The following is a 26467-nucleotide window of genomic DNA, read 5'->3' on the forward strand; positions in this document are numbered from 1 at the left end:
ACGGCATGTGACGGATGTCGCCGGTCAGCGGCCCGTCTCGCGGACCGCTGTCAGCCCGGCTACCGCCGGTCCCCTGGTGAGCACATGGCCGCGAGAGAACGCCAGACGAGTCCATCGACCTGACTCGGTCACTCGCACCTGTTCGGCACCGGAGATGAACCCGAACGCGTGGGCGGCGAAGGCCACCCCGCGCGGCAGGCCCAGAAGGTTGTCGTCTGGCTCGCCCCAGATCCGGGCACGCAGACTGCGTACGGCCTCTTCGCCGGCTCCAGTCGGGCTGCCGTGAGCCACGGCTGAGATCCCCCACTGGGCGCGCTCGGCCAGCGTCTGCGCCGCGATCGCCGCGATCTCCCGCCAGCCGTCTTGCGGCGGTGCCACACCCGCCCAGGCGGGGGCGCGTGCAGTGTCGGGGAGGGTGAGTTCGGAGGCGTTCTCGCTCTCGGTGAGTTCGTCGACCACGAGATCGCACCGCAGCTGCGGATCGGCCCGCACGATGCGCATCGCGAGCACGGTCGGCGTCTGATCGAACAGGCCCTGCGGGGCGAGCGCGGCTGCCGTGAGCACGAGCACGCCAGCGTGCGCCTGCAGGCGCACGCCATCGGCGCCGGCCTGCGTCGCCCGACCGGCGAAAGTCAGCACATCGCGCGCCGTGTCGGCGTCGGCGAGAACAAGAGGTCTGGTCACTCCTTCTAAACTAGCCTGATGAGCTCTGAGGAAAGCGCCCGCCGATCCGTGAACGGCCTCGTGGAGGTGCTCAGCCTCGCCGAATCGGGTGCGCGCACCACTGAGGACATCTTCACGGGCCTCTCGCACTCGATGCCGACCGGACGCGTCTACGGCGGACAGGTGCTCGCGCAGTCGATCATCGCCGCGGAGCGGACCCTGCCCGAGGAGCGCACGGTGCATTCCATGCACGGCTATTTCCTGCGGCCCGGAGACGCGGAGAATGGAATCACGTTCGCCGTCGACCGCATCCACGACGGACGCTCCTTCTCCACACGGCGCTGCCAGGCGTTCCAGTCCGGCGTGCCGATCTTCTCGATGATCGCCTCGTTCCAGGACGACGATCCCGGTGTCGATCATGCCGAGCCCGCACCGCAGAACATCCCCGCGCCGGAGGACGTCCGCTCGGATGACGAGTTCATCGCCATGGCCGGTCCGTCTGCTGCCCGGCTGCTCGCCGACCGACCCGCGGATGTGCGGCACATCGATGGCCCGCTGTTCCTCGAGTCATCCGGTGAGCGCGTCGCGCACCAAGCCGTGTGGATGCGGATGCGCGCACGGATGCCGGACGACGCCCGGCTGCACCGAGCAGCGCTCGCCTACCTCAGCGACATGACGATCCAGGAGTCGATCCTGCGCCAGCATGGACTCACCTGGCAGACACCAGGGCTGAAGCTCGCCAGCCTCGACCATGCGATGTGGTGGCACCGTTTCGGACGTGCCGATGAGTGGATGCTGTACGTGCAGGAATCGCCGAACGCCCGCGGTGGTCGCGGGCTCGCCAAGGGTCGCATCTACAACCGCGAGGGCGAGTTGCTGGCCAGCGTCGCTCAGGAGGTCATGGTGCGGGTGCCGCACCCAGACAGCTGACGGTCAGCGATGTGCGTAGGCGATGGGCTCGCCGACGTACGGCTCCCACGCCTCGCGCATCTCCGGATCGATGCGCACGGGACGCCCGGTGATGGCATCGACGAGCACGATGATCGCTGTGGAGCGGGCATACAGCGTCCGCTCTGCGCTCTTGGGATCGTTGTGCACCTCGTAGCAGACCTCGACGCTGGAGCCGCCGAGCTTCCCGAACCACATCTGCACTTCCAGCGGGCGTCGCTGATACGGCACCGGCGCGAGATACTCGATCTCCTGTCGCGCGATGAGTGTGAGGACGCCCTGCTCGATCCCGGAATCGAGAATGGCCGTCGCTGGCGCCTGCTCCCCCGGTTCCGGCTTCCAGAAGGCGCGCACGCGCGCCTCTTCGAGAAGTTTGAGCATGGAGGTGTTGTTGACGTGATTGAACGCGTCGAGATCGCCCCAGCGCAGATGGATCGGGATATGCAGGCGCATGGGATCAGTCGCGCGTGAGCTTGCGGTGCGCAGTGCGGTGCGGTCGGGCGGCATCCTGCCCGAGGCGCTGGATCTTGTTCTCCTCGTAAGCCTCGAAGTTGCCCTCGAACCAGTGCCACTGTGACGGGTTCTCGTCGGTGCCCTCGTAGGCGAGGATGTGGGTGGCGATGCGGTCCAGGAACCACCGGTCGTGCGTGATCACCACAGCACAGCCGGGGAACTCGAGCAGAGCGTTCTCCAGCGAGCTGAGGGTCTCGACGTCGAGGTCGTTCGTCGGCTCGTCGAGCAGCAGCAGGTTGCCGCCTTCCTTGAGCGTCAGAGCGAGGTTCAGACGGTTGCGCTCACCACCGGAGAGGATGCCGGCGCGCTTCTGCTGATCCGGTCCCTTGAAGCCGAATTTCGACACGTACGCACGCGACGGGATCTCGGTCTTGCCGACGGTGATGAAGTCGAGTCCATCCGAGACGACCTCCCACAGCGTCTTGTCGGGGTCGATGTTGGCACGGGACTGGTCGACGTAGCTGATCTTGACCGTCTCGCCGATCTTCAGATCGCCGCCATCGAGCTCTTCCAGTCCGACGATGGTCTTGAAGAGCGTCGTCTTTCCCACGCCGTTCGGGCCGATCACGCCGACGATGCCGTTCGGCGGCAGGCTGAAGCTCAGGCCGTCGATCAGCATCCGATCGCCGAAGCCCTTCTGCAGCTTCTTCGCCTCGATGACGACGCTGCCCAGACGCGGACCCGCCGGAATCTGGATCTCTTCGAAGTCGAGTTTGCGAGTGCGCTCGGCCTCGGATGCCATCTCCTCGTAGCGAGCCAGACGCGCCTTCGACTTGGTTTGACGCCCCTTCGCGCTGGAGCGGACCCACTCGAGTTCGTCCTTGAGCCGCTTGGCGAGCTTGGCGTCCTTCTTGCCCTGGATGTCGAGACGCTCGGCCTTCTTCTCCAGGTAGGTCGAATAGTTGCCCTCGTAGCCGATGAGACGACCGCGGTCGACCTCGGCGATCCACTCCGCGACGTTGTCGAGGAAGTACCGGTCGTGCGTGATCGCGATGACAGCGCCCTTGTAGTCCTTCAGGTGCTGCTCGAGCCAGAGCACGCTCTCCGCATCGAGGTGGTTGGTCGGCTCATCGAGGAGCAGCAGATCGGGTTTCTGCAGCAGCAGCTTCGCCAGCGCCACGCGGCGCTTCTCGCCGCCCGAGAGCGGGCCGATCTCGGCATCCCCCGGAGGGGTGCGCAGCGCGTCCATCGCCTGCTCGAGCTGCGAATCGAGGTCCCAGCCGTCTGCCGCGTCGATCTCTTCCTGCAGCACGCCCATCTCGGCGAGCAGGGTGTCGAAATCAGCGTCCGGGTCGGCCATCAGTGCGGAGATCTCGTTGAACCGATCGACCTTGGCCTTGATCGCCACGCCCTCCTGAATGTTCTCCAGGACAGTCTTGGTCTCGTCGAGCTCCGGCTCCTGCATGAGGATACCGACGCTGAAACCGGGGCTCAGCTTCGCCTCGCCGTTCGATGGCGTGTCGAGGCCCGCCATGATCTTCAAGATCGTCGACTTTCCGGCGCCGTTCGGACCGACCATGCCGATCTTCGCACCGGGGAGGAACGCCATGGTGACGTCATCGAGGATGAGCTTCTCACCCACCGCCTTGCGGGCTCGCACCATGGAATAGATGTACTCGGCCACGAAGCAGGTCTCCTTCTGTCAGCAGGCACGCGGAACAGGCTCCACTGCGGGAGCCGACTCTCCAGCCTACCCGCCCTCGCTCGCGCCGTTCACCCAGGTAGGTTATGACGTCAGAGGCATCCGCGGCGACGCAGACCTCGCCAGTGCCGCCTTCGCCTCGCGCTCACCAATCGATGGACCTGGTCGCACCGACCAGACACCGACCTTCCGCCAGCTGCGGCATCACCTCGGTGACAGGGTCACCCGTCGACGGCCCCACCTGGCCGACCAGGCATTCGCTCTCCCCCCAGGCCACGGAGAACTGCAGGCTCTCTGCCGCATGCCCCACGGTGGACTGATCCTGCGTGACCTGCATCCGCGTCCGGTCGAAACCAGCCTGCGTCAACGCATCGATGTAGGCACGGCCTGATGAGCGCTTCTCGGATGCCCAGACCTTGGCGGTGACGGATGCGAACAGCGGCAGATTCTCCGCCGCGCTGCCGTCCGGGATCAGCTCGGGCTCCGTCTGATCCGGTGAGGAAGACGGATCCGGCGATGCGGAGGCATGCGGCACGGAAGGCTGGGGATCGGATGCCGGAGACTCGCCCACCAGTCCGCAGGAGGTCAACAGGACCGCCAGAGCGATCGCGCTCGTGCCGACGCTCCAGCGCCGACGCGTGCGGGCGGCGATGACAGCTGATCCTCGAGACACGCTCTGTAGTCTAGAGCCGCCTCTGAGCTGTCACCGCCGCCGGGGCGCTGCCCGGATGCGAGATGCCGCACTAGGCGTAGGAAGGCTCGTCCTCGTTCTCATTCGAGGGCTCGTGGTCGAGATCCGGATCGATTGCCTGCCCGACGTTTGTGAGGCCGGCGGGAGACCAGTCGTCGGGCTGCTCGGAAGCAGCCGCAGCGATGTCGGCCGCAGTGACGTCGTCCGATGCTGGTCGCTGCGGAGTCTGCACGGCAGCATTCGGCCGTGGCGTCCGCACGAAGGCGCTGGTGCCGCGGCTGAGATCGTGCCCGATCGCGTCCGCGACGAGGTCGGCGCTGAATCCCTTGCGCCCGTTGCTCTCCCATTCGCGCAGCTTCACAGTGCCCGTGATGATCACCGCATCTCCGCGCCGCAGCGACGCCTTCGCGTGGTCGGCGAGCACCCGGAACGCCGATACGGCGTACCAGTTCGTTCCTGTCTCCACCCAGTTGTCGGTGCGTCGATCCCAGTAGCCGGTCGAAGATCCGACACGGAAGTTGACGACAGGCATCCCGCCTGGCGTGCTGCTCTTGACGGGATCTGTTCCAACGTTCCCGCGAATCGTCACGGTGTCATTGCTCATAGCCATGCTCCTCTGTAGCCCGGATCATCGCCCGGATGACTACAGAGTGCATGCTGGCCGCCGACGTCCGCGCGACGATCTCCGCGTTCCGTGGACAACTCACGCACTACCCTGCATGTGCAGAGCGAAGCGATCAGGCCAGATACTGCGCGAAGTGCGCGCGAACCTTGTTCACCTTCGGAACGGCGACGGCCAGGCAGTACCCTTGGGTGGGGTTCTTGGCAAAGAAGTCCTGATGCTCGTCTTCGGCCGGGTAGAAGGCGCCCAGTGCTTCCATCGTCGTCACCGGCTCGCCGTCCCAGAGCGTTGCGGCTCTCGCGCGCGCGGTCTCGAATGTCTGCCGCTGCGCATCGTCAGCGGGGAACATCGCACTGCGGTACTGCGTGCCCACGTCGTTGCCCTGGCGATTCAGCTGCCGGGGGTCGTGCATCGTGAAGAACGCGTCGAGGATGACATCGGCTGGGATCACGTCGGGATCGAAGGTCACCGCCACGGCTTCGGCGTGGCCGGTGCGGCCGGTGCACACCTGTTCGTAGGTGGGATCTGACGTCGAGCCGCCGGTGTAGCCGGACACGACCGACTGAACACCGCGAAGGGGGCGATATGCGGCATCCAGGCACCAGAAGCAGCCGCCGGCGAGCACAAATGTTTCCATGACTCCACGCTACGCCTTCTGCGGATGCCGGAGCCGCTCTCAGCGCACGAACAGCAGCAGACCGGCGACGACGATGAAGAGCGCGCCGAAGACGCTGTTGAGCACGCGCTGACCGCGCTCTCGACGCGTGAAGCGTCGAAACGGCTTGGCAGCTGCAGCGAAGAAGAGCCACATCACGAGCACATCGACGACGAGCACCGTCGCGACGAGGATCAGGTACTGCGGCAGCGGGTCGCGATCGAGTCGCACGAACTGCGGAACGAACGCGAGGAAGAAGACGATAGCCTTCGGATTGAGCAGATTCACCCAGAAGCCGCGCCGAAAGATCGACCACGCGGGTTCACGAATCCGCGTCTGGTCGGAGGCGTCGTCGATCTGCGGCCGGGTGAAGATCAGCCGGATACCGAGGTATGCCAGGTAGGCGGCTCCCGCGTATCGGATGATCTCGAAAAGAATCGGCGACCGCGAGACGAGCAGTCCGACACCGGCCGCCACGATCGCGATATGCAGAATCAGGGCCGCCTGCTGACCCAGCACACCCCACAGTGAGCGACGCCATCCCTGGCTGAGAGCGTTGCTCATCGTGTTGATCGCCCCTGCGCCGGGAGTGAGGCTGATCACGACGCAGGCCGCGACCAGCGAGAGCCATATCGTCCACGTCACCAGCACAGTGTAGGGATGCTCCTGCCCCGGCGTGGAATCGCCGGTGATGTCCCTGCCCTGCTCTACCGTGAGGGGCATGAACCCGCTCGCAACTCCTCCCTCCTGGCTCACGCGTGTCGGGGTGTTCGACCTTGAGACCACGGGGGTCGACGTCGCGAATGACCGCATCGTCACCGCGCACGTCGGTGTGCTCGACATCCGGGGTCGCGAGGTGGCCGCACGTGATTGGCTGGCCGATCCCGGCATCCCCATTCCCGATGGCGCCGCCGCTGTGCACGGCGTGACGACCGAGTACGCGCGAGCGCACGGCCGACCGCCCGGCGAGGTCATCGCGGAGATCACACACGCTCTCGCGACCCTGTTCCAGCAGGGCCTGCCGATCGTCGCCTACAACGCGTCGTATGACTTCTCGCTGCTCGCGCATGAGGCTGTGCGGCACGGGCAGCCCGTGCTGAAAGCTCCGCACCCGGTCATCGACCCACTCGTGCTGGACAAGGCCTACGATCGCTTCCGCCGCGGCAAGCGGACCCTGTCGGTGGTCGCCGAGCACTACGAGGTGCCGCTGGATGCCGCGCATGAGGCCTCGGCGGATGCTGTCGCCGCCGGGCGCGTCGCGCTGGCTCTGGCGAAGGCGTTCCTGCTGCCCGAATCCGCAGCCGAGCTGCACACGCAGCAGATCGGATGGGCGCGCGATCAGGCGGCGAGCCTGACCGAGTACTTCATCAAGGTGGGCAGGCTGGATCCGGATGAGTCGCTGGATGGCAGCTGGCCCCTGCGGGGCTGAGCTCTCGAGTGCCTGAGCTCCCGAGTGCGTGAGCTTCGAGTGACTGGGTGCGCGAGACGGTTGCGCCAAGGGACGACAAAGGCCCCGCCGAAGCGGGGCCTGTCGTGCGGCTTACTTGGAGCCGCCGAAGCCCTTGAAGCGCTGGTTGAACTTCTCGACGCGGCCGGCCGAGTCCATGATGCGCTGCTTGCCCGTGTAGAACGGGTGCGATGCAGAGGAGATCTCGACGTCGATGACGGGATACTCCGCGCCGTCGAGCTCGATCGTCTTGTCGCTGGTGACGGTCGAACGGGTGAGGAAGGTCTCGCCCGAACCGAGGTCACGGAAAACAACGGCCTGGTAGTCGGGGTGAATGTCAGTCTTCATTGCTGATTCCTTGGATGACGGGGTGTACTACGGAAAGTCGAAGGGCGCACAGGCGCCAAGGGTCGATCTTATCAGACGAGAGCGGTCATGATGCGCGCGCAGCGAAGCGGCCGTCCTCAGAGGTGAGCACGATCGGCATGCCGAAGGCCTCGGTGAGCGCGTCTGCAGTCAGGTTCTCGGCGATGGGACCGGCAGCCACGACACGGCCCTCGCGCAGCAGCATCACATGCGTGAAGCCCACCGGGATCTCTTCGACGTGGTGCGTGACCATCACCATCGCCGGTGTCGTCGGCGATGCGGCATAGCCGCTGAGCAGCTGCAGCAACTCCTCGCGCGATCCGAGATCGAGGCTCGCGGTCGGCTCATCGAGGAGCAGCAGCTCCGGATCGGTCATGACGGCGCGAGCGATCTGGACGCGCTTCTGCTCGCCGTCGCTGAGCGTGCCGAACACGCGGTCCGCGAGGTGCTCGAGTCGCCAGTCCGCCAGCACGCGCCGGGCACGACGCTCATCGATTCCCTCGTAGCTCTCGTTCCATCGACCGAGCACCGAATACGCCGCGGTCATCACGGCATTCAGCACGGTCTCGTCCCGCGGGATGCGACGTGCCATCGCGGAAGACGCGAACCCGATGCGCGGCCGCAGTTCGAACACGTCGGTTCGTCCCAGCGTCTCGCCCAGCACGGTTACCGTGCCTGCGGTCGGGTGCATCAGCGTATCGGCCAGCTGCAGCAGCGTCGTCTTGCCCGCACCGTTCGGTCCGAGGATGACCCATCGCTGATCTTCCGCGACCTCCCAGGTCACGTGATCGACGATGTTGCGCCCGTCACGGCGCACGACGACATCGGTGAAATCCAGAGCGCTCGACATGGTGTCCAGCCTATCGGCTCAGCGGGTCAGCTCCTCGTACAGGGCGCGCGTGGTGTCGGCAATCGCTCCCCAGCTGAAGTGATCGCGTGCCCGCTCGCGGCCGGCCGCACCGTACTTCGCCGCCTGCGCACTGTCATCGGTGACCTCGGTGAGCACCTCGGCGAGATCTGCGACGTAGCGATCAGGGTCCACGGGGGTGCCCGTGCCGTCCTGCACCTGCTCGATCGCCACCAGCCGACCGGTGACGCCGTCTTCGACGACTTCGGGGATCCCGCCGGTGGCGGTGCCGACCACGGCCGCACCGCAGGCCATCGCCTCCAGGTTCACGATGCCCAGTGGCTCGTAGATGGACGGACACACGAATGTCGTCGCGGCGGTCAGGATCGCCGAGAGCTCGTCGCGCGGCAGCATCCGCTCTATCCAGATCACGCCCTCCCGAGTCTGCTGCAGCACGCGCACCAGCTCTTGCACCTCGGCCATGATCTCGGGCGTGTCCGGCGCGCCCGCACACAGCACCAGCTGCACTTCGGGCGGAAGCGACTGCATTGCGCGCAGCAGATACGGCAGCCCCTTCTGACGGGTGATGCGGCCGACGAAGACCACTGAAGGCCGGTCGGCGTCCATGCCGATGCTCTTCAGGAACTCCGTGTTCTCGACCGGGTGCCACTGATCGACATCGATCCCGTTGTGGATCACGCGCACCCGTGCCGGATCTACCTGCGGGTAGCTGCGCAGGATGTCCTGTCGCATGCCTGCGCTGACCGCGATGATTGCGGCAGCGTTCTCATAGGCCAGCTTCTCGATCCCGCTGGAGACGGCGTAACCGCCGCCCAGCTGCTCGGCCTTCCACGGTCGCAGAGGTTCGAGGCTGTGCGCGCTGAGCACATGCGGGATGCCGTGCAGCTGAGAGGCCAGATGTCCGGCGAAGTTCGCGTACCAGGTGTGACTGTGCACGAGATCGGCCCCCGCGACATCTCCCACCATTGTCAGGTCGGTCCCCAGCGTCTGGATGGCCGCGTTCGCGCTGGCGAGTTCGGCCGGTGTTCGGTACGAGTGGGCGCCCTGCTCAGTGCGATCGGCGCCGAACGCCCTGACCTGCACGTCGATGCTGCTGCGCAGTGCGGCTACCAACTCGGCGACGTGCACGCCCGCACCGCCGTAGATCTCGGGCGGGTACTCCTTGGTGATGATGTCGACTCGCATGACTGCACGGTAGTACACGACGCGCTTCGCGCTCTATGGTGGAGCCATGTCGGCACCTAAGAAGGTATTCGGGATCATCCTCGCCGGCGGCGAGGGCAAGCGACTCATGCCACTGACGGCAGACCGCGCGAAACCGGCGGTGCCCTTCGGCGGCCAGTACCGTCTCATCGATTTCGCGATATCGAACCTGATCAATTCCGGGTTGCGGCAGGTCGTCGTCCTCACCCAGTACAAGTCGCACAGCCTCGACAGACACGTCTCGCAGAACTGGCGGATGTCTGCACTTCTGGACTCGTATGTGACATCGGTTCCCGCGCAGCAGCGATTGGGCAAGCGCTGGTTCTCGGGTTCTGCGGACGCGATCCTGCAGAGCCTCAACCTGATCTTCGATGAGAAGCCCGACATCGTCGTCGTGATCGGTGCCGACCACGTCTACCGGATGGACTTCCAGCAGATGGTGGACGCGCACATCGAGTCCGGTGCGGGTGTGACCGTCGCCGGCATCCGACAGCCGCTGGCGCTCGCCTCGCAGTTCGGCGTGATCGATGTGGACCCCGACTCCGGTCGCATCCGCGAATTCCTCGAGAAGCCGGCCGATCCGGAAGGCCTGCCCGACTCCCCCAACGAAGTCCTCGTGTCGATGGGCAACTACGTGTTCAACACCGATGCGCTCATCGCCGCTGTCGAGGTCGACGGCGAGTCGGCGACCTCCGGCCACGATATGGGCGGCGACATCATCCCCTACTTCGTCGACCGCGGCGATGCCGGCTATTACGACATGAAGCAGAACGATGTGCCCGGCTCATCGCCGCGCGACCGCTCCTACTGGCGCGACGTCGGAACCATCGACTCGTACTTCGATGCGCACATGGATCTCATCTCGACACTGCCGATCTTCAACCTCTACAACACCGCATGGCCGATCCGCACCCAGAGCGTCAACACACCCCCGGCGAAGTTCGTCCGCGACGCGGTGGGACGCATCGGCAATGCCATCGACTCGATCGTCTCGGTCGGCTCGGTGCTCTCCGGCACACACCTGGAGCGCAGCGTCATCGGCGTCGGAACAGTGGCGTCAGGTGGTTCCACCATCACCGACTCGGTCGTGCTCGATCAGGTGCAGTTGGGACTCGGCGCGCGCGTGCATCGTGCCGTACTCGACAAGAACGTCGTGCTCGAGGACGGTGCGACCGTCGGCGTCGATCGTGAACGGGATATCGAGCGCGGCTTCACCGTCACCGATTCGGGCATCACCGTGGTCGGGAAGGGAATTCACATCCCGCGCTGACCGATACGCTCGAGACGTGACTGCTGCGCGCTTCCTTGTCGTCCTCGACGCCGATTCCACACTGATCCGCAACGAAGTGATCGAACTGATCGCCGACGAGGCTGGCCGACGCGCCGAGGTTCAGGCCGCGACCGAGGCCGCCATGCGCGGGGAGGTCGACTTCGCCGAGAGTCTGCGCTCGCGAGTCGCCGCACTCAGAGATGTGCCGGTGAGCGCGTTCGCACGCGTGCTGCAGCGGATCGAGCCCACTCCCGGCGTACAGGAACTGACGGCGGCCGTGCATTCGCGTGGTGGCATCGTTGGGGTCGTCTCGGGCGGGTTCCATGAGATTCTCGACGACGTCGCCCCCGGCCTGGGCGTGGATCGCTGGCGCGCCAATCGTCTCTCCGTCGCCGACGGTGCATTGGTCGGCACGGTCGACGGCACCATCGTGGATGCTGCGGCGAAGGCCGCATCGCTGCGCGAATGGGCCGCGGAGCTGGGCGTCGCACCGCGGGCCACGATCGCGATCGGCGATGGGGCGAACGATCTGGAGATGATGGCTGCGGCCGGTCTCGGCATCGCCTTCAATGCGAAGCCCGCCGTGCGTGCCGCGGCCGCGATCGTCGTGGGCCCGCAGGATCTCGCCGAGGTCATCCCCCTGCTGCCCTGACCCGGTTCTGACCGGGTCTCGCACTGAATGTCCGAGATGGACACTAACGTCGACGCATGGACATCATCCTGATACCGGGTCTCTGGCTGGACGCTTCCGCGTGGGACGACGTGATCCCTTCATTGCAGGCCGCGGGTCACCGCGTGCATCCGCTGACGATGCCGGGTGTCGGCGAGCCGGAGTCCGCGATCGGCATGGCCGAGTGGGTGTCGCACCTCGCCGACCTCGTCGACAGTCTCGAAGGCCCGGTTGCACTCGTCGGGCACTCGGGCGGCGGCAATGCCGCGTGGGGCGCTGCGGATGCGCGGCCCGACCGCATCGCGCACGTCGTGTTCGTCGACACGGTTCCCCCGGCGCCCGGGCGCGGCATCAGCGATTTCGAGACCGTCGACGGTGTCGTGCCATTCCCCGGCTGGGATTTCTTCCCCGAAGACGATGTCTTCGACATCGATGCCGAGACCCGCGGGCGCACCGCGCCGAAAATGCAGTCTGTTCCCGCACGCGTGACCAGCGACCCGATCGCGCTGACCGAGGATCGGCGATTCACTGTGCCGGTCACACTCCTGATGGGCGCTTACGACCAGGAGACGCTCGAGTCGGAGCTCGCCGACTGGGGACCGTATCGAGATGAGTATCAGTCGATCGAAGATGCCCGCGTGGTGCGGATCGACTCGGGGCACTGGCCGCAGTTCACCGTGCCCGACCGGCTCGGCGAGCTCATCCTTGCCGCTGTGGCGCGCTGACGCTGCCTGAGCGCCGGTGCGTCAGTGTCCCATCCCGAGACCGCCGTCGACGGGGATGACTGCACCTGAAATGTAGGCGGCGTCGTCGCCCGCCAGCCAGGTGACTGCCGCGGCGACCTCATCGGGTGTCGCGAACCGCCCGGCGGGGATGCTGGCCTTGTACTGCTTCTGCGTCTCCTCCGGCAGCTCGGCTGTCATATCAGTCTCGATGAATCCGGGGGCCACAACGTTGGTGGTGATGCCGCGGCCGCCCAATTCGCGAGTGAGGGAACGGGCGAATCCGACGAGCGCGCTCTTCGACGCCGCGTAGTTGACCTGACCCGCCGAGCCATACAGGCCCACGACGCTGGAGATGAGAATGACCCTTCCGAAGCGGGCGCGCAGCATGCTCTTGGAGGCGCGCTTCACGACGCGGAAGGTACCGCCCAGGTTGGTGGCCACGACGCTGTCGAAATCGTCTTCGCTCATCCGCATCAGCAAGGTGTCCTTCGTGATTCCGGCGTTCGCCACGACGACCTCGACCGGACCGAGCTTCTGCTCCACCTCAGTGAAGGCGGCATCGATGGTGACGGCATCCGTGACGTCGGCGCGCACGGTGAGCGTTCCTTCAGGCCCCTCGCCGCTGCGCGCGGTCACGGCGACACGGTATCCGTCACGGACGAAGCGCTCGGCGATCGCGCGGCCGATGCCGCGGTTTCCACCGGTCACGAGGACGACACGATCAGCGCTCATATGCGGGCTCCTACTCAGGGGAAAGGGGTCGCCCGCCATCCTACCGACGCTGTGGATGGGATGGTTTGACAGCATCCGTGCCGCCTGCCAGCCTGGCGGGAGGACCACAAGGGGGAAACGTGAGCAGCGAGCATCCTGCCGACCCGAACGCACCGTACATTCCGGCGGGCGTACCGATGACGCCACCGCCACCAGCGGCCGGGTATCCACCCTCTGAGCAACAGCGGGAGCAGTACGCGGCGCAGCAGTACCCTGCGGCGCAGCAGTACCCGGGGCAGCAGTACCCTGCGGTTCAGCAGTACCCGGTCCAGCAGTACCCTGCGGTCCAGCAGTATCCGGGGCAGCACTACCCCGCGCCTGCCTACCCGATGCAGGTCTATGCGGCTCCGAGGCCGCGAAACGGATCAGCGCTCGCGTCGATGATCCTCGGCCTCTCCGGCATCCTGATGATCCCCTTCACCATGGCTTTCCTGGTGCCGATCATCGTGCCGATCGCCGCCGTCGTGTTCGGGCACGTTGCGCACGGACAGCTGAAGAGGAACCCGACTCAGACCGGAAACGGAATGATGCTCACCGGTCTCATCACGGGCTACATCGTGCTGGGGATGGCCGTGCTGATGGCGATCCTGATCATCGTCATGCTCCTGATTTTCGGCTCGCTGCTGTCGCTGCCGGGCTTCATGAACTTTTCGTGATCTGAGGTGCGATCGGCGCCTCGCACGAGCACCCGAGAGGTCCGGTCGCGGCGTAGGCTGGAGGCACCGTGAAAACCACTCGACATGCCCCCGCTGTCACCTCGTTGCCGCAGTCTCCCAGTGACGAGGCGAACCATCGTGTGCACCGGTATGCGCTCACGATGGGCATCAGGATGGTGTGCTTCCTGCTGATGGCACTGGTGCCGCTCGGATGGTGGACCTGGGCGTTCGCCGCCGGAGCCATCGTGCTGCCCTACCTCGCTGTCGTCTACGCCAACGCCGGCAGCGACAGCACGGCCACCACGGTCGAATCTCCTGTGCTGCAGTTGGCTGAGACAGCCGGCCCCGACCCGACGAAGACCGTCGAGGATGCTCCCGAAGTGATCACGGTTCGCGAACGCGGAGACGATCCGTCATGAGCGAAGAGAGCATCTGCTCACGCGCCGATTGCCGCACCGCGGCCACGCATCACATCGTCTGGCGCAACCCGCGCATCCACGGTGACGATCGCAGGAAGATCTGGCTGGCCTGCGATGAGCACGTCGGCTTCCTGAGCGAATATCTGAAGGCACGGGATTTCCCGGTCGAAGTGAACAGGGGCCTTCCGGAGTGAGTCAACGCTTGCTGCGCTGGGGCGCATACGTACTCGTAGCGATCGGCTTCGCCATCGCATGTTTTTTTCTCTCGCAATGGCAGTTCGATCGAAATATCGAACGATCCACGCAGATCGAACTCGTCGAGCAGAACTACGATGCCACACCGGTGCCGCTGGGCGACCTGGTGGGCGCGGCCGGAGAGCTCGATCCCTCCGACGAGTGGCATCCCGTCGCCCTGCGCGGCAGGTATCTCCCAGAGCAGCAGCTGCTGGTGCGCAATCGACCGCACGGCGGAACGAGCGCGTTCGAGGTCCTCGTGCCGTTCCAGGACGAGAACGGCCAGGTTCTGCTGGTCGATCGCGGCTGGCTCTCTTCGGGCGAAGATGCTGTGCCCGCCGTCATACCCGCTCCCCCTCAGGGCGACGTCACGGTGATCGTGCGCCTGCGCCCCGGTGAGGCAGTGCCCTCATCTGGCCGCAGCGCCCCCGAGGGTCAAGTCCCGACCATCAACCTGCCCACCATTGCAGATCGGGTGAACTCCGAGCTGATCACCGGCACCTACGGTCAAATCGTCTCCGAGGATCCGGCGGGCGAGGGCCACCTTGGTGGCTTCATCTCCCCCACAGACGACCCCGGGCCCCACCTGTCGTACGCGATCCAATGGATCCTGTTCGCGATCATGGGGTTCGCCTTCATCGGCTACGTCATCCGCATCGAGATCGTGAAGGCGAAGGAAGACGCCGGTGAGATTCCGAAGCGCGAGCCCCGGCGCCGTCGCGATCGCGATGCCGACCACGAAGACGCGCTGCTGGACACCGTGCGCAGCTGAGCGCACTCCCCTGTGCGACCGTCACTGCGCTATCTGCGGTGACAGCCAGCCCGCTGGTAGCCTCGCGGGGTGCAGAGACTTGCCCAGGCGTTCTTGCGCGCAGACCTCGGATTGCGGCGCGGGATCGTCGATATCGCTCCGGCATCGGATTCCTGGGCTCGCGCGTTCGTGGACGTCCATGCGACCCTCGCTTCGAATGCGCCAGCATCCGTCATCGCGATCGAGCACATCGGATCTACTTCCGTCCCCGGCCTGGATGCCAAGCCGATCCTCGACGTGCTGATCGGCGTCCGATCAGGCGCCGAGATGAGCTCACTGGATGACTGGCTGATCGGCCACGGGATGCTGCTGCGCGGGAATGCCGACGGCATCCGCCCTGACCGGATGTACGGTTACGAACTCGAGCCGATGATCCGCCTCGCGAACGTGCATGTGCTCGAGCACGGCGACGCCGACTGGCGACGCTACCTCGCGTTCCGTAACCACCTGCGCACGAATCCCGCTGATCGCGACGCCTATGGCATTCTCAAACGCCGCCTGGCCGCGCAGCATCCCGATGACCGTCTCGCCTACATCGACGGCAAGGAATCCTTCATTCTGCCGCGCCGCGGCCGCTGACCCCGCGAAACCAGTGCGGAATAGTGCAGATCTGCGGAGTGACGAGAGCTAGGCGAGCTCGATCAGGTCCTGGTATTCCTTGCTCCAGATGTCTTCGACACCGTCGGGAAGGATCAGCACGCGCTCGGGATTGAGCGACTGGACCGCACCCGGATCGTGCGAGACGAGCACGACGGCCCCTTCGTAGTGCGCGAGCGCGTCGAGGATCTCTTCGCGAGACGCCGGATCGAGGTTGTTCGTCGGCTCGTCGAGCAGGAGCATGTTCGCCGACGAGACCACGAGCGTCGCGAGCGACAGCCGCGTCTTCTCGCCGCCGGAGAGCACCCCGGCCGGCTTGAGCACGTCATCGCCGGTGAACAGGAACGACCCGAGCACCTTGCGCGCTTCGGTCTCGGTGATGTGCGGAGCCGCCGACACCATGTTCTGCAGCACCGAGCGATCGACGTCCAGGTTCTCGTGCTCCTGTGCGTAGTAGCCGACCTTCAGTCCGTGCCCCGGCTCCAGCTGGCCGGTATCGGGGGTGTCGACGCCGGCGAGCAGACGCAAGAGCGTTGTCTTTCCGGCACCGTTCAGCCCCAGCACAACAACTTTCGAGCCGCGGTCGATCGCCAGGTCGACGTCGGTGAAGATCTCCAGTGACCCGTACGACTTCGACAGACCGGATGCCATCAGCGGCGTCTTGCCGCACGGCGCGGGCTTCGGGAAGCGCAGTTTCGCCACGCGGTCCTGCTGGCGAACGTCGTCGAGACCAGCGAGCATCTTCTCCGCACGCGCCACCATCTGGTGAGCCGCCGCGGCCTTGGACGCCTTCGCGCCGAAGCGTGCGGCCTGCATCTGCAGCTGCGTCGCCTTCTTCTCGGTGTTGGTGCGCTCCTTCTTGCGACGCTCCTCATCAGCCACCCGCTGACGCAGGTAGTTCTTCCAGTTCATGTTGTAGATATCGATGATCTGGCGGTTCGCGTCGAGGTAGAAGACCCGGTTCACTGTCTCGCCCACGAGCTCGACATCGTGGCTGATCACGATGAGGCCGCCTTTGTAGCCCTTCAGGAACTCGCGCAGCCACACGACGCTGTCCGCGTCGAGGTGGTTGGTCGGCTCGTCGAGGATCATCGTGTCGGCGTCGGAGAAGAGGATGCGCGCGAGCTCGATGCGTCGACGCTGACCACCTGAGAGAGTTTTCAGAGGCTGGTCGAGGATGCGATCGGGCAGCGAGAGATTGTTCGCGATCGACGCGGCTTCTGCTTCGGCTGCGTATCCTCCGAGCGCCTCGAAGCGCTCGGTGAGGTTGCCGAATTTGCGCATGGCGCGCTCGGCGATCTTCGGGTCATCCGATGCCATGTCGTGCGATGCGGTGGCCATTCCTAGCTGCAGGGTGCCGAGGCCGCGTGCATCCAGAATGCGAGTGCGGGCGAGCATCTCCGGGTCGCCGGTGCGCGGATCCTGCGGCAGGTAGCCGATTTCTCCCGACCGGGTCACTTTGCCGTCTGATGCCAGCACGTCGCCGGCGAGCACCTTCGTCAGGGTCGTCTTGCCTGCGCCGTTGCGGCCCACCAGGCCGATCTTGTCGCCGGCGGCGACGCGGAACGACACGTCCGCCATGAGCACGCGTGCTCCGACGCGGATCTCGAGTTCGTGCACGGCAAGCACAGCAAAGTCCGATCTTCGGGAGAGAACAGGGGAATCGGCCGAATGGCCAGCCCCTCAGTATACGCGGCGCACCTGCGAGACCGGAGTCAGCTGAAGTACAGCGGGTGGTGCAGTGCGCACCCGGGGTTGAATGGCGCCGCACATCGCGGACATCTCTCCGCCGCACGGTACTCGGCGATCGTCATCGTCGTCGCGCACGCGCCGCAGAGGATTGCGTGCGCATGGTCGGACCCCGCAGGCCAGACGGTCCGCGAGTGCCTGACAACCGCATCATGGCAGCGCACGCACGGATACCACTCGCGGCAGCAGTGGAACAGGATCGAGATCACATCCGCATCGTTGCGATAGTGCTCGCATCGTGCCTGCGCATCGACTGTCGCCCCGAGCACGCGATATCCGCCGATGCTGATCATCGCGCGACTCCGCGTGCGATCAGCGCATCGCCGACATCATCGGCGTGCCGCATCGTCAGCACCAGCAGCGGCAGAGCGCTCCGCAGCCCGAGCCGCACACCGCGGGCTCGCTGCGCATCGCGAACCTGCCCGGCGAAACCCGCGATGACCGGGATCATCGCGATCGTCAACGAGATCGTCAAGGCCACAGCATCCGGAACGACTCCGACATGGCGCAGCGGCCGGAGTACCCGCTGCAGCACCTCGAGCAGGTCTCCCATGCGCGTCGTGCGGGTGACGAGGTCTGCCAGCAGCAGCAGCGACACCACCCGACCGGTGTTGACGACCGCATCCTGCACAGACGTGAAGATCCACAGCGCACCTCCGAGCACCAGGATCAGCCAGCGCAGCCGCCACCATGCGGTCAACAGCGCCCGCCATGGCAACCGGCCGAAGGGATACAGCGCAGAGACGACCACCAGCACGATGGCTGTGGCGAGCGGGCTCGGCCGCAGCAGTGAGAGAGCGAGGCCGGTCACCGCGAGCGCGGCGAGCTTCCACCCCGACGGTGCGCGGTGCAGCACGCCATCGCCCGCCACGTAGAGCGAGATCACGCCAGGCTCCGCCGATACTCGTCGATCACGGCATCCGGCGCACCCACCGCGCGCACGCCGCCATCCTCGAACAGCACCGCTTCGTCGCATCGCGCCGCGAGCTCCAGATCGTGGGTGATCAGCACGAGCGGCACGCCGAGCGAGAGCAGCAGATCGCCGATTCGACGGGCGTTGCGCAGGTCGAGCAGGGTGGTGGGCTCGTCGGCGACGACCAGAGCCGGCTCGGTTGCCAGCACCGCTGCGATCGCCAGCAGCTGCCGTTGTCCGCCCGACAGCGATGACACCGGGACATCGCTCTTATCTGCCAATCCGTACTCGGCAAGCAGCGCCTCGACCCGCGCAGGGCGCTCAGCACGCGGCGTGTCGCGCAGCGAGAGCGTCAGATCCTCTGCCGGCGTGGGCATCAGGATCTGCGTCTCAGGATTGGTGAAGACGAACCCGACACGACGACGCACGGCGGATGCTTCGCGCACGGGATCCAAACCGTGCACGCGGATCGTGCCTGCGGTAGGGCTGCGCAGCCCGTTCAGCAGACGCCCGAACGTCGACTTTCCGGAGCCGTTCGCGCCGATGACAGCAGTACGTGTCGAGTTCAGCCGCAGCGTCACATCACGCAGCAGTACTGCGCCATCGACCTCGAGCCGGACGTCATCGAGAGTGATGGCGTCCGGCTGGGAGTCCGAATCAGAGAGTGATTCAGACCGCATGCACAGCGCGCGCTTGGGCGGGGAATGCGCGTGGGTAGGCGCGGCGCAGGGCGACGGCCAGCACTGTGGCTGCGACGGCCTTCAGCAGGTCGCCGGGCAGGAATACAAGGCTTGACAGGGCCGTGGGGCCGATCGGCACCCCGGTCACGAGCGCCTGGATCGGGATGCCGAAGAGATAGATGACCAGAATGCCGCCGATGACCGCGGCGATGCCCGCCCGCCACCAGGTGAAGCGGCGATGGTGGGCGATCAGCCCGATCACGACGACTCCGACAAGCCAACCGAGAAGGTATCCGGCCGTGGGCCCGAAGAACACCCCGATGCCGCCGCGGCCGCCCGCCAGCACGGGCAGCCCGACCGCAGCGAGAACCAGCACCACCAGAATCGCGAGCGGCGCACGGCGCGCGCCGAGGATGAGACCGGCGAGCATGACGCCGAGCGTCTGCCCGGTGATCGGCACCCCGCCGGGCACGGGCACCATGACTGTGCCGAGAACGACGATGAGAGCCGCGAAGACGGCGATGCGGGCGAGATCTGCGCCGAGCGGACGGGGAGCGTCGGACATCGGGATCCTTTCGGGAGAGAAGACCGGCGAATCAACCTGAACGGTGTTCACCTGAACAGTGTTCACTATACTGGCTTCATGCCTCCCGCCCGCCACGACCGCCACAGCGTCATCGCCTGCGCGCTGCGACTGCTCGATGAGGTCGGCCTGCCCGATCTGTCGATGCGCCGGCTCTCGACCGAACTCGATGTGCAGCCGAGCGCGCTGTACTGGCACTTCCCCAACAAACAGGCTCTGCTCGCCGGGGTCGCAGATCGCATCCTCGAGGCAGTGCCAGAGCCCGACAGCTCGGCGGCTCCCGCCGATGTCGCCCATGCCATCCGCGACGCGCTGCTGACCTACCGGGACGGCGCCGAGGTCGTCATGAGCAGCTATGCGCTGCGACTCGGCGCTGCTCGTGCGCAGCGGGCGCTGGCCGCCTCACTCGCACCGGTGTCGCCTGTGCAAGAGGACGCCGCGCGGACACCACTCGCGGATGCCGTGTTCGAGTTCATCCTGGGGCACGCCACTCTGCTGCAGCAGCGCATGCATGCGCAGAGCATAGGCGCGGTCGAAGCGGATGCCGAGGATCCGGCCGCGCTGGCGACGGAGGTCTTCGAGTCCGGCATCCGCGCCATGACCGGACTCCGAGCCGTGCGCCCTCCTGCCTGAACGGGCCTGCGGGTATACGAAAGGACGGGGAGTCACCGCCGGCGGTGACTCCCCGTCCTTTCGTCGTCAGCTCAGATCGCGAAGCCGAGCGCGCGCATCATGTCGCGCCCGTCGTCGGTGATCTTCTCCGGACCCCACGGTGGCATCCACACCCAGTTGATGCGGAAGCGATCGACCACCGCATCCAGAGCCTGTGCGGTCTGCTCTTCGAGCACATCCGTCAGCGGGCAACCGGCGCTGGTGAGCGTCATATGAATGATGAGAGCATCGTTCTCGTCATCCCATGCGAGGTCGTAGATCAGCCCGAGGTCGACGACATTGATCCCGAGTTCCGGGTCCATGACATCTTTGAGCGCCTCGGTGACCTCTTCGTATTTCTCCTCGGTGAGCGTCGCCGTCATGACCTCAGCCTACGCTTCGATCGGGGCCGCGGGGTCGAGGTAGCGGTCGTAGCCCTCGTCCTCGAGCCGGTCGGCGAGCTCTGAGCCGCCTTCTTCGACGATCTTGCCCGCCACGATCACGTGCACGAATGCCGGACGGATGTAGCGGAGGATACGCGTGTAGTGCGTGATCAGCAGCACACCGAGGTTGCTCTCCTCCTTGGCGCGGTTGACGCCCTCGGAGACGATCTTCAGCGCATCGACGTCGAGGCCGGAGTCGGTCTCGTCGAGGATGGCGAACTTCGGCTTCAGCATCTCGAGCTGCAGGATCTCGTGGCGCTTCTTCTCGCCACCGGAGAAGCCCTCGTTGACGTTGCGCTGGGCGAACTTGGCATCCATGCGCAGGTTGCTCATGGAGCTCTTGACGTCCTTCATCCACTGACGGACGGAAGGCGCCTCGCCGTCGATGGCGGTCTTCGCGGTGCGAAGGAAGTTCGTCACCGTGACGCCGGGGATCTCCACCGGGTACTGCATGGCGAGGAACAGCCCTGCGCGTGCGCGCTCGTCGACGCTCATCGCGAGGACATCTTCACCATCGAAGGTGATGGAGCCCTGGGTGACGGTGTACTTCGGGTGGCCGGCGATCGTGTAGGCCAGAGTCGACTTGCCGGAGCCGTTGGGGCCCATGATGGCGTGCGTCTCACCGGTGTTGATGGTGAGATCGATCCCGTTGAGGATCGGCGTCGTACCCTGATCAGTCTCGACCGTTACGTGCAGGTCGCGGATCTCGAGAACAGACATTCAGACTTCCTTCGTGACAGTGGGGTCGATGAGCACGTCGTCGCCGTCGATCTGGACGATGTAGACGGGGACGGGCTCGTAAGCGGGGAGGTTGAGGGGCATGCCGGTGTCGAGCGAGAACGCGGAGCCATGTGCCCAGCATTCCAGCGTCTTCCCTTCGACGAACCCCTCGGACAGCGAGATATCGCCGTGGGTGCAACGGTCGCCGATGGCGTGGATCTCACCATCGGAGTCCTTCACTAGTGCTATCGGGACACCATCCAGCTCGACGAGCAGTGGCGTGTCCTGCTCGAGTTCGCTGACTGCACAGGCGCGCTGTGCGCTCATGCGGTCACCGCCGCGAGCTCTCCTTCGACGGCTGTCATGAGCTCGTCCTGCAGAGACGGGATGCCGATGCGCTGCACGACCTCGGTGAGGAAGCCGAGCACGACCAGTCGCCGCGCCTCTTGCTCGGTGATGCCGCGCGCCTGCAGGTAGAACAGCTGCTCATCGTCGAAGCGTCCGGTGGCACTGGCGTGGCCGGCGCCGGCGATGTCGCCGGTCTGGATCTCGAGGTTCGGGATCGAGTCGGCGTGTGCGCCCTCGCTGAGCACGAGGTTGCGGTTTGCCTCATAGGAGTCGGTGCCGGTGGCATCCGGTCCGATAAGCACGTCGCCGATCCATACGCTGCGTGCCTTCGCACCGTGCAGCGCGCCCTTGTAGAGCACGTCGCCCGTGGTGTGCTCGCCCTTGTGGTGCAGGTACACCTGGCTCTCCAGGTGCTGACCGGCGTCGGCGAATGACAGCCCGTACAGGTAGCCGTGCGAACCCGCACCGGCCAGCTCCACGTTCGGGTTCACGCGCACGATGCCGCCGCCGAAGCTGACGACGATATGTGTGAGCTCTGCATCGCGGTCGACACGCGCCTGGTGGGCGGACGCGTGAATCGCGTCGTCCTCCCACTGCTGCACCGTGACGAGCTTGAGCTTGGCACCATCGCGCACGATGATCTCGACGTTCTGCGCATACTGGGCGGTGCCAGTGTGGCGCAGGATGACCGTCGACACACTGTGGCGCCCGGCCTCGACGACGAGATGCGCATTCGCGCGCCCGCCGTTGCCGTGGATCTCCACGACGATCGGCTCCGCGACTTCTTCATCGTTCGGGATGCTGATGTGCATGGCATCCGACGATCCCTGCCAGGCCACGGCGGCGGTGACGTCCTCCGGGACGAAGAACTCGCCACGCGGTGCCGAGCCGTGCGCCAGAGCGGGGCGGACGTACTGCTCGTCGCTGACGGTGCAGGTGACGCCGTCATTCGTGTCGCCCGTCTCGAACAGCGACTTCAGCTGCGCGACGGGGGTGTGCTTCCAGTTGACCTCCCGGCCGGTGGGGGCTCCGAAGTCCTCGGGGTCGAAAGACCGGGGCCGCTCCGAGCGGGTCTGCACCGGCACGAAGCCGGCATCAGAGACCTGAGCCGCCGGGTCGATGTGCGCGTTCGTCTGCGGCGCCTGTGCAGGCGCCTGTGTGGGGGCCGTCATCAGCCGACCGATCCTTCCATGCCCATCTCGATGAGCTTGTTCAGTTCCATCGCGTATTCCATCGGCAGCTCGCGTGCGATCGGCTCGATGAAACCGCGCACGATCATCGCCATCGCCTCGGTCTCTTCGATCCCGCGCGACTGCAGGTAGAAGAGCTGCTCGGCGCTGACCTTCGAGACGGTGGCCTCGTGACCGAGGGTCACGTCGTCGACGCGAATGTCGATCGAGGGATAGGTGTCGGAGCGGGACTGCGTGTCGACCAGTAGCGCATCGCAGACCACCGAGTTGGCCGAGTGGTGCGCACCCGGATCGACGCGGATCTCGCCGCGGTAACCGGAGCGTCCGCCACCGCGCGCGATGGACTTCGACACGATCGACGACTGCGTGTGCGGCGCCATGTGGATCATCTTGGCGCCCGCGTCCTGGTGCTGACCGGGACCGGCGAAGGCGACCGAGAGCGTCTCGCCCTTGGCGTGCTCGCCCATCAGATAGATCGACGGGTACTTCATCGTCACCTTCGAGCCGATGTTGCCATCGACCCATTCCATCGTCGCGCCTTCGTGCGCCACGGCACGCTTGGTGACGAGGTTGTAGACGTTGTTCGACCAGTTCTGGATCGTCGTGTAGCGAACGCGGGCGTTCTTCTTCACGATGATCTCGACGACGGCCGAGTGCAGCGAGTCCGACTTGTAGATCGGCGCCGTGCAGCCCTCGATGTAGTGCACGTAGCTGTCTTCGTCAGCGATGATCAGGGTCCGCTCGAACTGGCCCATGTTCTCGGTGTTGATGCGGAAGTAGGCCTGAAGCGGAATCTCGACGTGCACGCCCTTGGGGACGTAGACGAACGAGCCGCCCGACCACACCGCCGTGTTGAGGGCCGCGAACTTGTTGTCGCCGGACGGGATGACGGTGCCGAAGTACTCTTCGAAGAACTCGGGGTGCTCGCGCAGCGCCGTGTCGGTGTCCATGAAGATGACGCCCTGCTGCTCCAGGTCCTCGCGGATCTGGTGGTAGACGACTTCGGACTCGTACTGCGCGGCGACGCCGGCGACGAGGCGCTGACGCTCGGCCTCGGGGATGCCCAGGCGCTCGTAGGTGTTCTTGATATCGTCGGGAAGGTCCTCCCACGACTGCGCCTGCTTCTCTGTGGAGCGGACGAAGTACTTGATGTGGTCGAAGTCGATGCCACTGAGATCAGCACCCCACGTCGGCATCGGCTTGCGGCCGAAGAGCTGGTGGCCCTTGAGGCGCGTCTTCAGCATCCATTCCGGTTCGCTCTTGAGCGCGGAGATGTCGCGAACCACGGCTTCAGAGAGACCACGTCTTGCGCTGGCGCCTGCGGCATCAGCATCGTGCCAGCCGAACTCGTACACCCCCAGACCATCAAGTTCCGGGCGGTCGATCAGCACATCCGACATGACACACTCTCCTCACACGGGCCCAGGCGGTGTCCTCCGCCCCGGCACATCTCATCTCCGTCGAGTGTGCGGAGATCGGATGCCGATGATGGGCCCTCGTCGTTGGCGCGCAACACGCGCCTAAACTGTTACTGATGGACGACGCGCTTGTCGCGCCCATCACAACAATCCGATTCTACAGGTTTCGCCTGGCGACGGGCCGCGGCCCGCCCATCGCGAAGCGGAGGAGCCATGCCCGAGACCCGCGCGCCCGAATCTTCTGCGGCCGAAAGCCGACGCTCCCCCGCGCATTCCCCGGCACCGTGGAGTCGCGCGCTGCGCATCTTCGCGTGGCTGTCCTTCATCACCGAGACGATCATCATCGGCACCGGCGGCGCGGTGCGGCTCACCGGTTCCGGACTCGGATGCTCGGAATGGCCGCTGTGCACCCCCGATTCCCTCGTGCCGACGCCGGAACAGGGCATCCATGGGCTGATCGAATTCGGCAACCGCACCATGACCGGCGTCGTCGGCATCATCGCCATCGCGGTCGTGCTGGTGCTCCTGTTCGCCATCGGCGGCAAGCGTGCACTCACGCGTGCCCTGTGGTTCGCGGGCGCAGGCGTGGTGCTCGCCGGCATCGCCTACGCGATCGCGGCACCGCTGCACCTGCCGGCGTTCCCCATCGCCTCTGCCGTGCTGCTGCTGGTCAGCATCATCGCCGCCATCGACTCGGTGCGTGGCAATAACGTGCGACGCGATCTGAACGTGCTCGCCTGGATCACGCTGGTCGGCGTGGTCGCGCAGGCTTTCGTCGGCGGCATCACGGTGCTCACCGGCCTGAACCCATTCATCGTCGGCTTCCACTACGTCTCGTCGCTGCTGCTCGTCTGCGTGACGGCGGCATTCCTCGTGCGGATGTATGCCGCGCCGGGCCCGCGCGAGCGTGCGGTTCCGGTCTGGTTCTCCGTTCTCGGCCACATCACCGGCCTCGCGCTCGCGCTCACCATTCTGTTCGGTGTGCTCACCACCGGTTCTGGACCGCACTCCGGCGATGCCGATGTGCTCCGACACGGGTTCGACGCGACCGTGCTCGCACACGTGCACTCGTGGCCGGGCTACATCCTTGCCGGACTGGTCGCGGTCCTGCTGGTGTCGGCGTGGGCACTGAAGCTCGATGTGCGCCGTTGGATGCTCGTCCTCGCCGCCGCGATCCTTGTTCAGGTGCTCGTCGGCGTGTGGCAGGCGCGAGAAGGACTTCCGGCTCTGCTGGTGGGCATCCACATGGTGCTGGCCGCACTGTCGGCGGCGGCATACACCGTCGTCGTGATGCACCTCAAGCGGCCGGTCGATGCCACCGATTGATCCTGTGCTGCGCGATCCTCATTGATCTAAGCCAAGCGCTGTCGCAGCAGGCGCTCGTCGGGTCGCAGGAAGTTTCTGCGTTTCGAGTTCATCGTCGATCAGCTGGAGCCAGAATCTCGCGAGGCGGTCGACAAACTCTCCCTCATCGGGCCCGATCTTTGCGATGAAAACTGCTTTCTCCTCCGCGCTAAAGCGGTGGTCATTTCCAAAAACTTCCTGGAAACGTTGCAGATACACGTCAGGTTGCCTGTGCGTGAGCCATCGCACTTCGAGACGGAGATGAAATGAGTTCTTGTTGACCGTGATCATCCCCATTCGCTTCCCATCCAGTTCAACCACCCAGTTGCGAACGTCGCTGAACGGGACACCGACGCGCACCTTCTCGTGTGCTTCCACCTGGCTTGCGAATGACTCCGGAAGCCGCAATGACTCCTCCGGTATCCACGCAGACTTGTCTCGCATCCGAGCATGCCGAGACTCGCTGTCATAGGCTTTCGGACCTCGCGAGGAAGAGGCGCTCTGGGAGTCCATCCCGGAGCTTGTCGTCACCGCCTGGCTCAGCGCACGGGTGAACCGCTCACTGTCAACCTCAGAGCCAGCCGTAAAAACCTCAGCAATCCGGCTCTTCCTACTTGAGGTGGGGGCTGGTCAGTGCGCCGCCGATGAGGAGCATGC

Annotated in this window: 34 protein-coding genes; 12 read left to right on the top strand and 22 right to left on the bottom strand. The window is 65.7% G+C overall.

Annotated features, from left to right (window positions below):
* Window positions 1-24 precede the first annotated feature (24 nt).
* On the bottom strand, window positions 25-684 hold the full coding sequence (locus tag FM104_RS04365) for a hypothetical protein (protein WP_087130226.1): 660 nt from the start codon (window positions 682-684) through the stop codon (window positions 25-27).
* Window positions 685-702: 18 nt separating this feature from the next.
* On the opposite strand from FM104_RS04365, the gene FM104_RS04370 reads away from it, so the two are divergent.
* Window positions 703-1593, top strand: a complete 891-nt coding sequence (locus FM104_RS04370) for an acyl-CoA thioesterase (protein WP_087130227.1) — start codon at window positions 703-705, stop codon at window positions 1591-1593.
* A gap of 3 nt (window positions 1594-1596) precedes the next feature.
* Here the strand turns inward: FM104_RS04370 and FM104_RS04375 are convergent, their stop codons facing one another.
* The 6 genes from FM104_RS04375 to FM104_RS04400 form a co-directional block, all read right to left on the bottom strand.
* Window positions 1597-2064, bottom strand: coding sequence for an acyl-CoA thioesterase (locus FM104_RS04375; RefSeq protein WP_087130276.1), 468 nt, complete (start codon window positions 2062-2064; stop codon window positions 1597-1599).
* 4 nt (window positions 2065-2068) lie between these two features.
* Window positions 2069-3748, bottom strand: a complete 1680-nt coding sequence (gene ettA, locus FM104_RS04380) for an energy-dependent translational throttle protein EttA (RefSeq protein ID WP_087130228.1) — start codon at window positions 3746-3748, stop codon at window positions 2069-2071.
* Between the two features lie 163 nt (window positions 3749-3911).
* Window positions 3912-4439 (bottom strand): DUF6993 domain-containing protein, encoded by a 528-nt coding sequence (locus FM104_RS16725; protein WP_256971517.1) that lies wholly within the window; start codon window positions 4437-4439, stop codon window positions 3912-3914.
* 70 nt (window positions 4440-4509) lie between these two features.
* Window positions 4510-5061, bottom strand: coding sequence for a single-stranded DNA-binding protein (locus FM104_RS04390; protein WP_179206666.1), 552 nt, complete (start codon window positions 5059-5061; stop codon window positions 4510-4512).
* Between the two features lie 133 nt (window positions 5062-5194).
* Window positions 5195-5716, bottom strand: coding sequence for a peptide-methionine (S)-S-oxide reductase MsrA (gene msrA / locus FM104_RS04395; RefSeq protein ID WP_087130230.1), 522 nt, complete (start codon window positions 5714-5716; stop codon window positions 5195-5197).
* Window positions 5717-5755: 39 nt separating this feature from the next.
* Window positions 5756-6379, bottom strand: a complete 624-nt coding sequence (locus tag FM104_RS04400) for a LysE family translocator (protein ID WP_087130278.1) — start codon at window positions 6377-6379, stop codon at window positions 5756-5758.
* A gap of 46 nt (window positions 6380-6425) precedes the next feature.
* Between FM104_RS04400 and FM104_RS04405 the strand changes: the two genes are divergently transcribed.
* On the top strand, window positions 6426-7163 hold the full coding sequence (locus FM104_RS04405; RefSeq protein ID WP_087130231.1) for a 3'-5' exonuclease: 738 nt from the start codon (window positions 6426-6428) through the stop codon (window positions 7161-7163).
* A 111-nt stretch (window positions 7164-7274) separates the two neighbouring features.
* Here FM104_RS04405 and FM104_RS04410 read toward each other — a convergent pair whose 3' ends face one another.
* The 3 genes from FM104_RS04410 to glgA all read right to left on the bottom strand — a co-directional run bounded on the left by FM104_RS04410 (window position 7275) and on the right by glgA (window position 9600).
* Entirely contained in the window at window positions 7275-7529 is a 255-nt protein-coding gene (locus FM104_RS04410) for a type B 50S ribosomal protein L31 (protein ID WP_087130232.1), read from the bottom strand.
* A gap of 85 nt (window positions 7530-7614) precedes the next feature.
* A complete protein-coding gene (locus FM104_RS04415; protein WP_087130233.1) occupies window positions 7615-8397 on the bottom strand; it encodes an ABC transporter ATP-binding protein in 783 nt (260 codons plus the stop codon).
* A gap of 18 nt (window positions 8398-8415) precedes the next feature.
* The gene (glgA, locus tag FM104_RS04420; RefSeq protein WP_087130279.1) at window positions 8416-9600 is read right to left on the bottom strand and encodes a glycogen synthase; all 1185 of its coding nucleotides are present in this window, start codon (window positions 9598-9600) and stop codon (window positions 8416-8418) included.
* 46 nt (window positions 9601-9646) lie between these two features.
* Here glgA and glgC point away from each other — a divergent pair, with 46 nt between their 5' ends.
* Genes glgC through FM104_RS04435 form a run of 3 tightly spaced genes read left to right on the top strand, consistent with a single transcriptional unit; the run spans window position 9647 to window position 12283 of the window.
* Complete coding sequence (gene glgC, locus FM104_RS04425) at window positions 9647-10888, top strand: glucose-1-phosphate adenylyltransferase (RefSeq protein WP_087130234.1); 1242 nt, start codon at window positions 9647-9649, stop codon at window positions 10886-10888.
* 16 nt (window positions 10889-10904) lie between these two features.
* On the top strand, window positions 10905-11540 hold the full coding sequence (serB, locus tag FM104_RS04430; RefSeq protein ID WP_087130235.1) for a phosphoserine phosphatase SerB: 636 nt from the start codon (window positions 10905-10907) through the stop codon (window positions 11538-11540).
* 56 nt (window positions 11541-11596) lie between these two features.
* Window positions 11597-12283 (top strand): alpha/beta fold hydrolase, encoded by a 687-nt coding sequence (locus FM104_RS04435; protein WP_087130236.1) that lies wholly within the window; start codon window positions 11597-11599, stop codon window positions 12281-12283.
* A 21-nt stretch (window positions 12284-12304) separates the two neighbouring features.
* Here FM104_RS04435 and FM104_RS04440 read toward each other — a convergent pair whose 3' ends face one another.
* Window positions 12305-13015: a beta-ketoacyl-ACP reductase gene (locus FM104_RS04440; protein ID WP_087130237.1), complete on the bottom strand. Its 711-nt coding sequence runs from the start codon at window positions 13013-13015 to the stop codon at window positions 12305-12307.
* 119 nt (window positions 13016-13134) lie between these two features.
* Between FM104_RS04440 and FM104_RS04445 the strand changes: the two genes are divergently transcribed.
* The 5 genes from FM104_RS04445 to FM104_RS04465 all read left to right on the top strand — a co-directional run bounded on the left by FM104_RS04445 (window position 13135) and on the right by FM104_RS04465 (window position 15753).
* The gene (locus FM104_RS04445; RefSeq protein WP_087130238.1) at window positions 13135-13710 is read left to right on the top strand and encodes a DUF4190 domain-containing protein; all 576 of its coding nucleotides are present in this window, start codon (window positions 13135-13137) and stop codon (window positions 13708-13710) included.
* 68 nt (window positions 13711-13778) lie between these two features.
* Window positions 13779-14129: a DUF3099 domain-containing protein gene (locus FM104_RS04450; protein ID WP_179206667.1), complete on the top strand. Its 351-nt coding sequence runs from the start codon at window positions 13779-13781 to the stop codon at window positions 14127-14129.
* Window positions 14126-14323 carry a hypothetical protein gene (locus FM104_RS04455; RefSeq protein WP_087130239.1) on the top strand — a complete coding sequence of 66 codons (198 nt, stop codon included), beginning with the start codon at window positions 14126-14128 and terminating at the stop codon, window positions 14321-14323. Before FM104_RS04450 ends, FM104_RS04455 begins: the two co-directional genes overlap by 4 nt.
* A complete protein-coding gene (locus FM104_RS04460) occupies window positions 14320-15135 on the top strand; it encodes an SURF1 family cytochrome oxidase biogenesis protein (RefSeq protein ID WP_087130240.1) in 816 nt (271 codons plus the stop codon). The genes FM104_RS04455 and FM104_RS04460 overlap by 4 nt, the downstream gene beginning before the upstream one ends.
* Window positions 15136-15204: 69 nt before the next feature.
* Window positions 15205-15753 (top strand): GrpB family protein, encoded by a 549-nt coding sequence (locus FM104_RS04465; RefSeq protein WP_087130241.1) that lies wholly within the window; start codon window positions 15205-15207, stop codon window positions 15751-15753.
* 48 nt (window positions 15754-15801) lie between these two features.
* On the opposite strand, the gene FM104_RS04470 is transcribed toward FM104_RS04465, so the two are convergent.
* From FM104_RS04470 to FM104_RS04490, 5 genes are all read right to left on the bottom strand, one after another.
* On the bottom strand, window positions 15802-17400 hold the full coding sequence (locus FM104_RS04470; protein ID WP_087130242.1) for an ABC-F family ATP-binding cassette domain-containing protein: 1599 nt from the start codon (window positions 17398-17400) through the stop codon (window positions 15802-15804).
* Between the two features lie 86 nt (window positions 17401-17486).
* Window positions 17487-17813, bottom strand: a complete 327-nt coding sequence (locus tag FM104_RS04475) for a CHY zinc finger protein (RefSeq protein WP_087130243.1) — start codon at window positions 17811-17813, stop codon at window positions 17487-17489.
* The gene (locus tag FM104_RS04480) at window positions 17810-18406 is read right to left on the bottom strand and encodes an energy-coupling factor transporter transmembrane component T family protein (RefSeq protein WP_087130244.1); all 597 of its coding nucleotides are present in this window, start codon (window positions 18404-18406) and stop codon (window positions 17810-17812) included. The genes FM104_RS04475 and FM104_RS04480 overlap by 4 nt, the downstream gene beginning before the upstream one ends.
* Complete coding sequence (locus FM104_RS04485) at window positions 18403-19113, bottom strand: energy-coupling factor ABC transporter ATP-binding protein (protein ID WP_087130245.1); 711 nt, start codon at window positions 19111-19113, stop codon at window positions 18403-18405. The genes FM104_RS04480 and FM104_RS04485 overlap by 4 nt, the downstream gene beginning before the upstream one ends.
* Window positions 19103-19678, bottom strand: coding sequence for a biotin transporter BioY (locus FM104_RS04490; protein WP_087130281.1), 576 nt, complete (start codon window positions 19676-19678; stop codon window positions 19103-19105). Before FM104_RS04490 ends, FM104_RS04485 begins: the two co-directional genes overlap by 11 nt.
* Before the next feature lie 78 nt (window positions 19679-19756).
* On the opposite strand from FM104_RS04490, the gene FM104_RS04495 reads away from it, so the two are divergent.
* Window positions 19757-20329: a TetR family transcriptional regulator gene (locus FM104_RS04495; RefSeq protein WP_087130246.1), complete on the top strand. Its 573-nt coding sequence runs from the start codon at window positions 19757-19759 to the stop codon at window positions 20327-20329.
* 71 nt (window positions 20330-20400) lie between these two features.
* Here FM104_RS04495 and FM104_RS04500 read toward each other — a convergent pair whose 3' ends face one another.
* Genes FM104_RS04500 through sufB form a run of 5 tightly spaced genes read right to left on the bottom strand, consistent with a single transcriptional unit; the run spans window position 20401 to window position 24448 of the window.
* Window positions 20401-20730 (bottom strand): metal-sulfur cluster assembly factor, encoded by a 330-nt coding sequence (locus FM104_RS04500; RefSeq protein ID WP_087130247.1) that lies wholly within the window; start codon window positions 20728-20730, stop codon window positions 20401-20403.
* A gap of 9 nt (window positions 20731-20739) precedes the next feature.
* The gene (sufC, locus tag FM104_RS04505) at window positions 20740-21510 is read right to left on the bottom strand and encodes a Fe-S cluster assembly ATPase SufC (RefSeq protein ID WP_087130248.1); all 771 of its coding nucleotides are present in this window, start codon (window positions 21508-21510) and stop codon (window positions 20740-20742) included.
* On the bottom strand, window positions 21511-21837 hold the full coding sequence (locus tag FM104_RS04510; protein WP_087130249.1) for a non-heme iron oxygenase ferredoxin subunit: 327 nt from the start codon (window positions 21835-21837) through the stop codon (window positions 21511-21513). It lies immediately after the preceding gene.
* Window positions 21834-23030 carry a Fe-S cluster assembly protein SufD gene (sufD, locus tag FM104_RS04515; protein WP_087130250.1) on the bottom strand — a complete coding sequence of 399 codons (1197 nt, stop codon included), beginning with the start codon at window positions 23028-23030 and terminating at the stop codon, window positions 21834-21836. The genes FM104_RS04510 and sufD overlap by 4 nt, the downstream gene beginning before the upstream one ends.
* Window positions 23030-24448 (bottom strand): Fe-S cluster assembly protein SufB, encoded by a 1419-nt coding sequence (gene sufB / locus FM104_RS04520; RefSeq protein WP_087130251.1) that lies wholly within the window; start codon window positions 24446-24448, stop codon window positions 23030-23032. Before sufB ends, sufD begins: the two co-directional genes overlap by 1 nt.
* Before the next feature lie 231 nt (window positions 24449-24679).
* Between sufB and FM104_RS04525 the strand changes: the two genes are divergently transcribed.
* Window positions 24680-25792, top strand: coding sequence for a COX15/CtaA family protein (locus FM104_RS04525; RefSeq protein WP_087130252.1), 1113 nt, complete (start codon window positions 24680-24682; stop codon window positions 25790-25792).
* Window positions 25793-25810: 18 nt separating this feature from the next.
* Here FM104_RS04525 and FM104_RS04530 read toward each other — a convergent pair whose 3' ends face one another.
* Window positions 25811-26188 carry a hypothetical protein gene (locus FM104_RS04530; protein WP_143738246.1) on the bottom strand — a complete coding sequence of 126 codons (378 nt, stop codon included), beginning with the start codon at window positions 26186-26188 and terminating at the stop codon, window positions 25811-25813.
* Window positions 26189-26467: the final 279 nt, after the last annotated feature.

This window comes from Microbacterium esteraromaticum (assembly GCF_900163815.1).
Taxonomy (GTDB): domain Bacteria; phylum Actinomycetota; class Actinomycetes; order Actinomycetales; family Microbacteriaceae; genus Microbacterium; species Microbacterium esteraromaticum_B.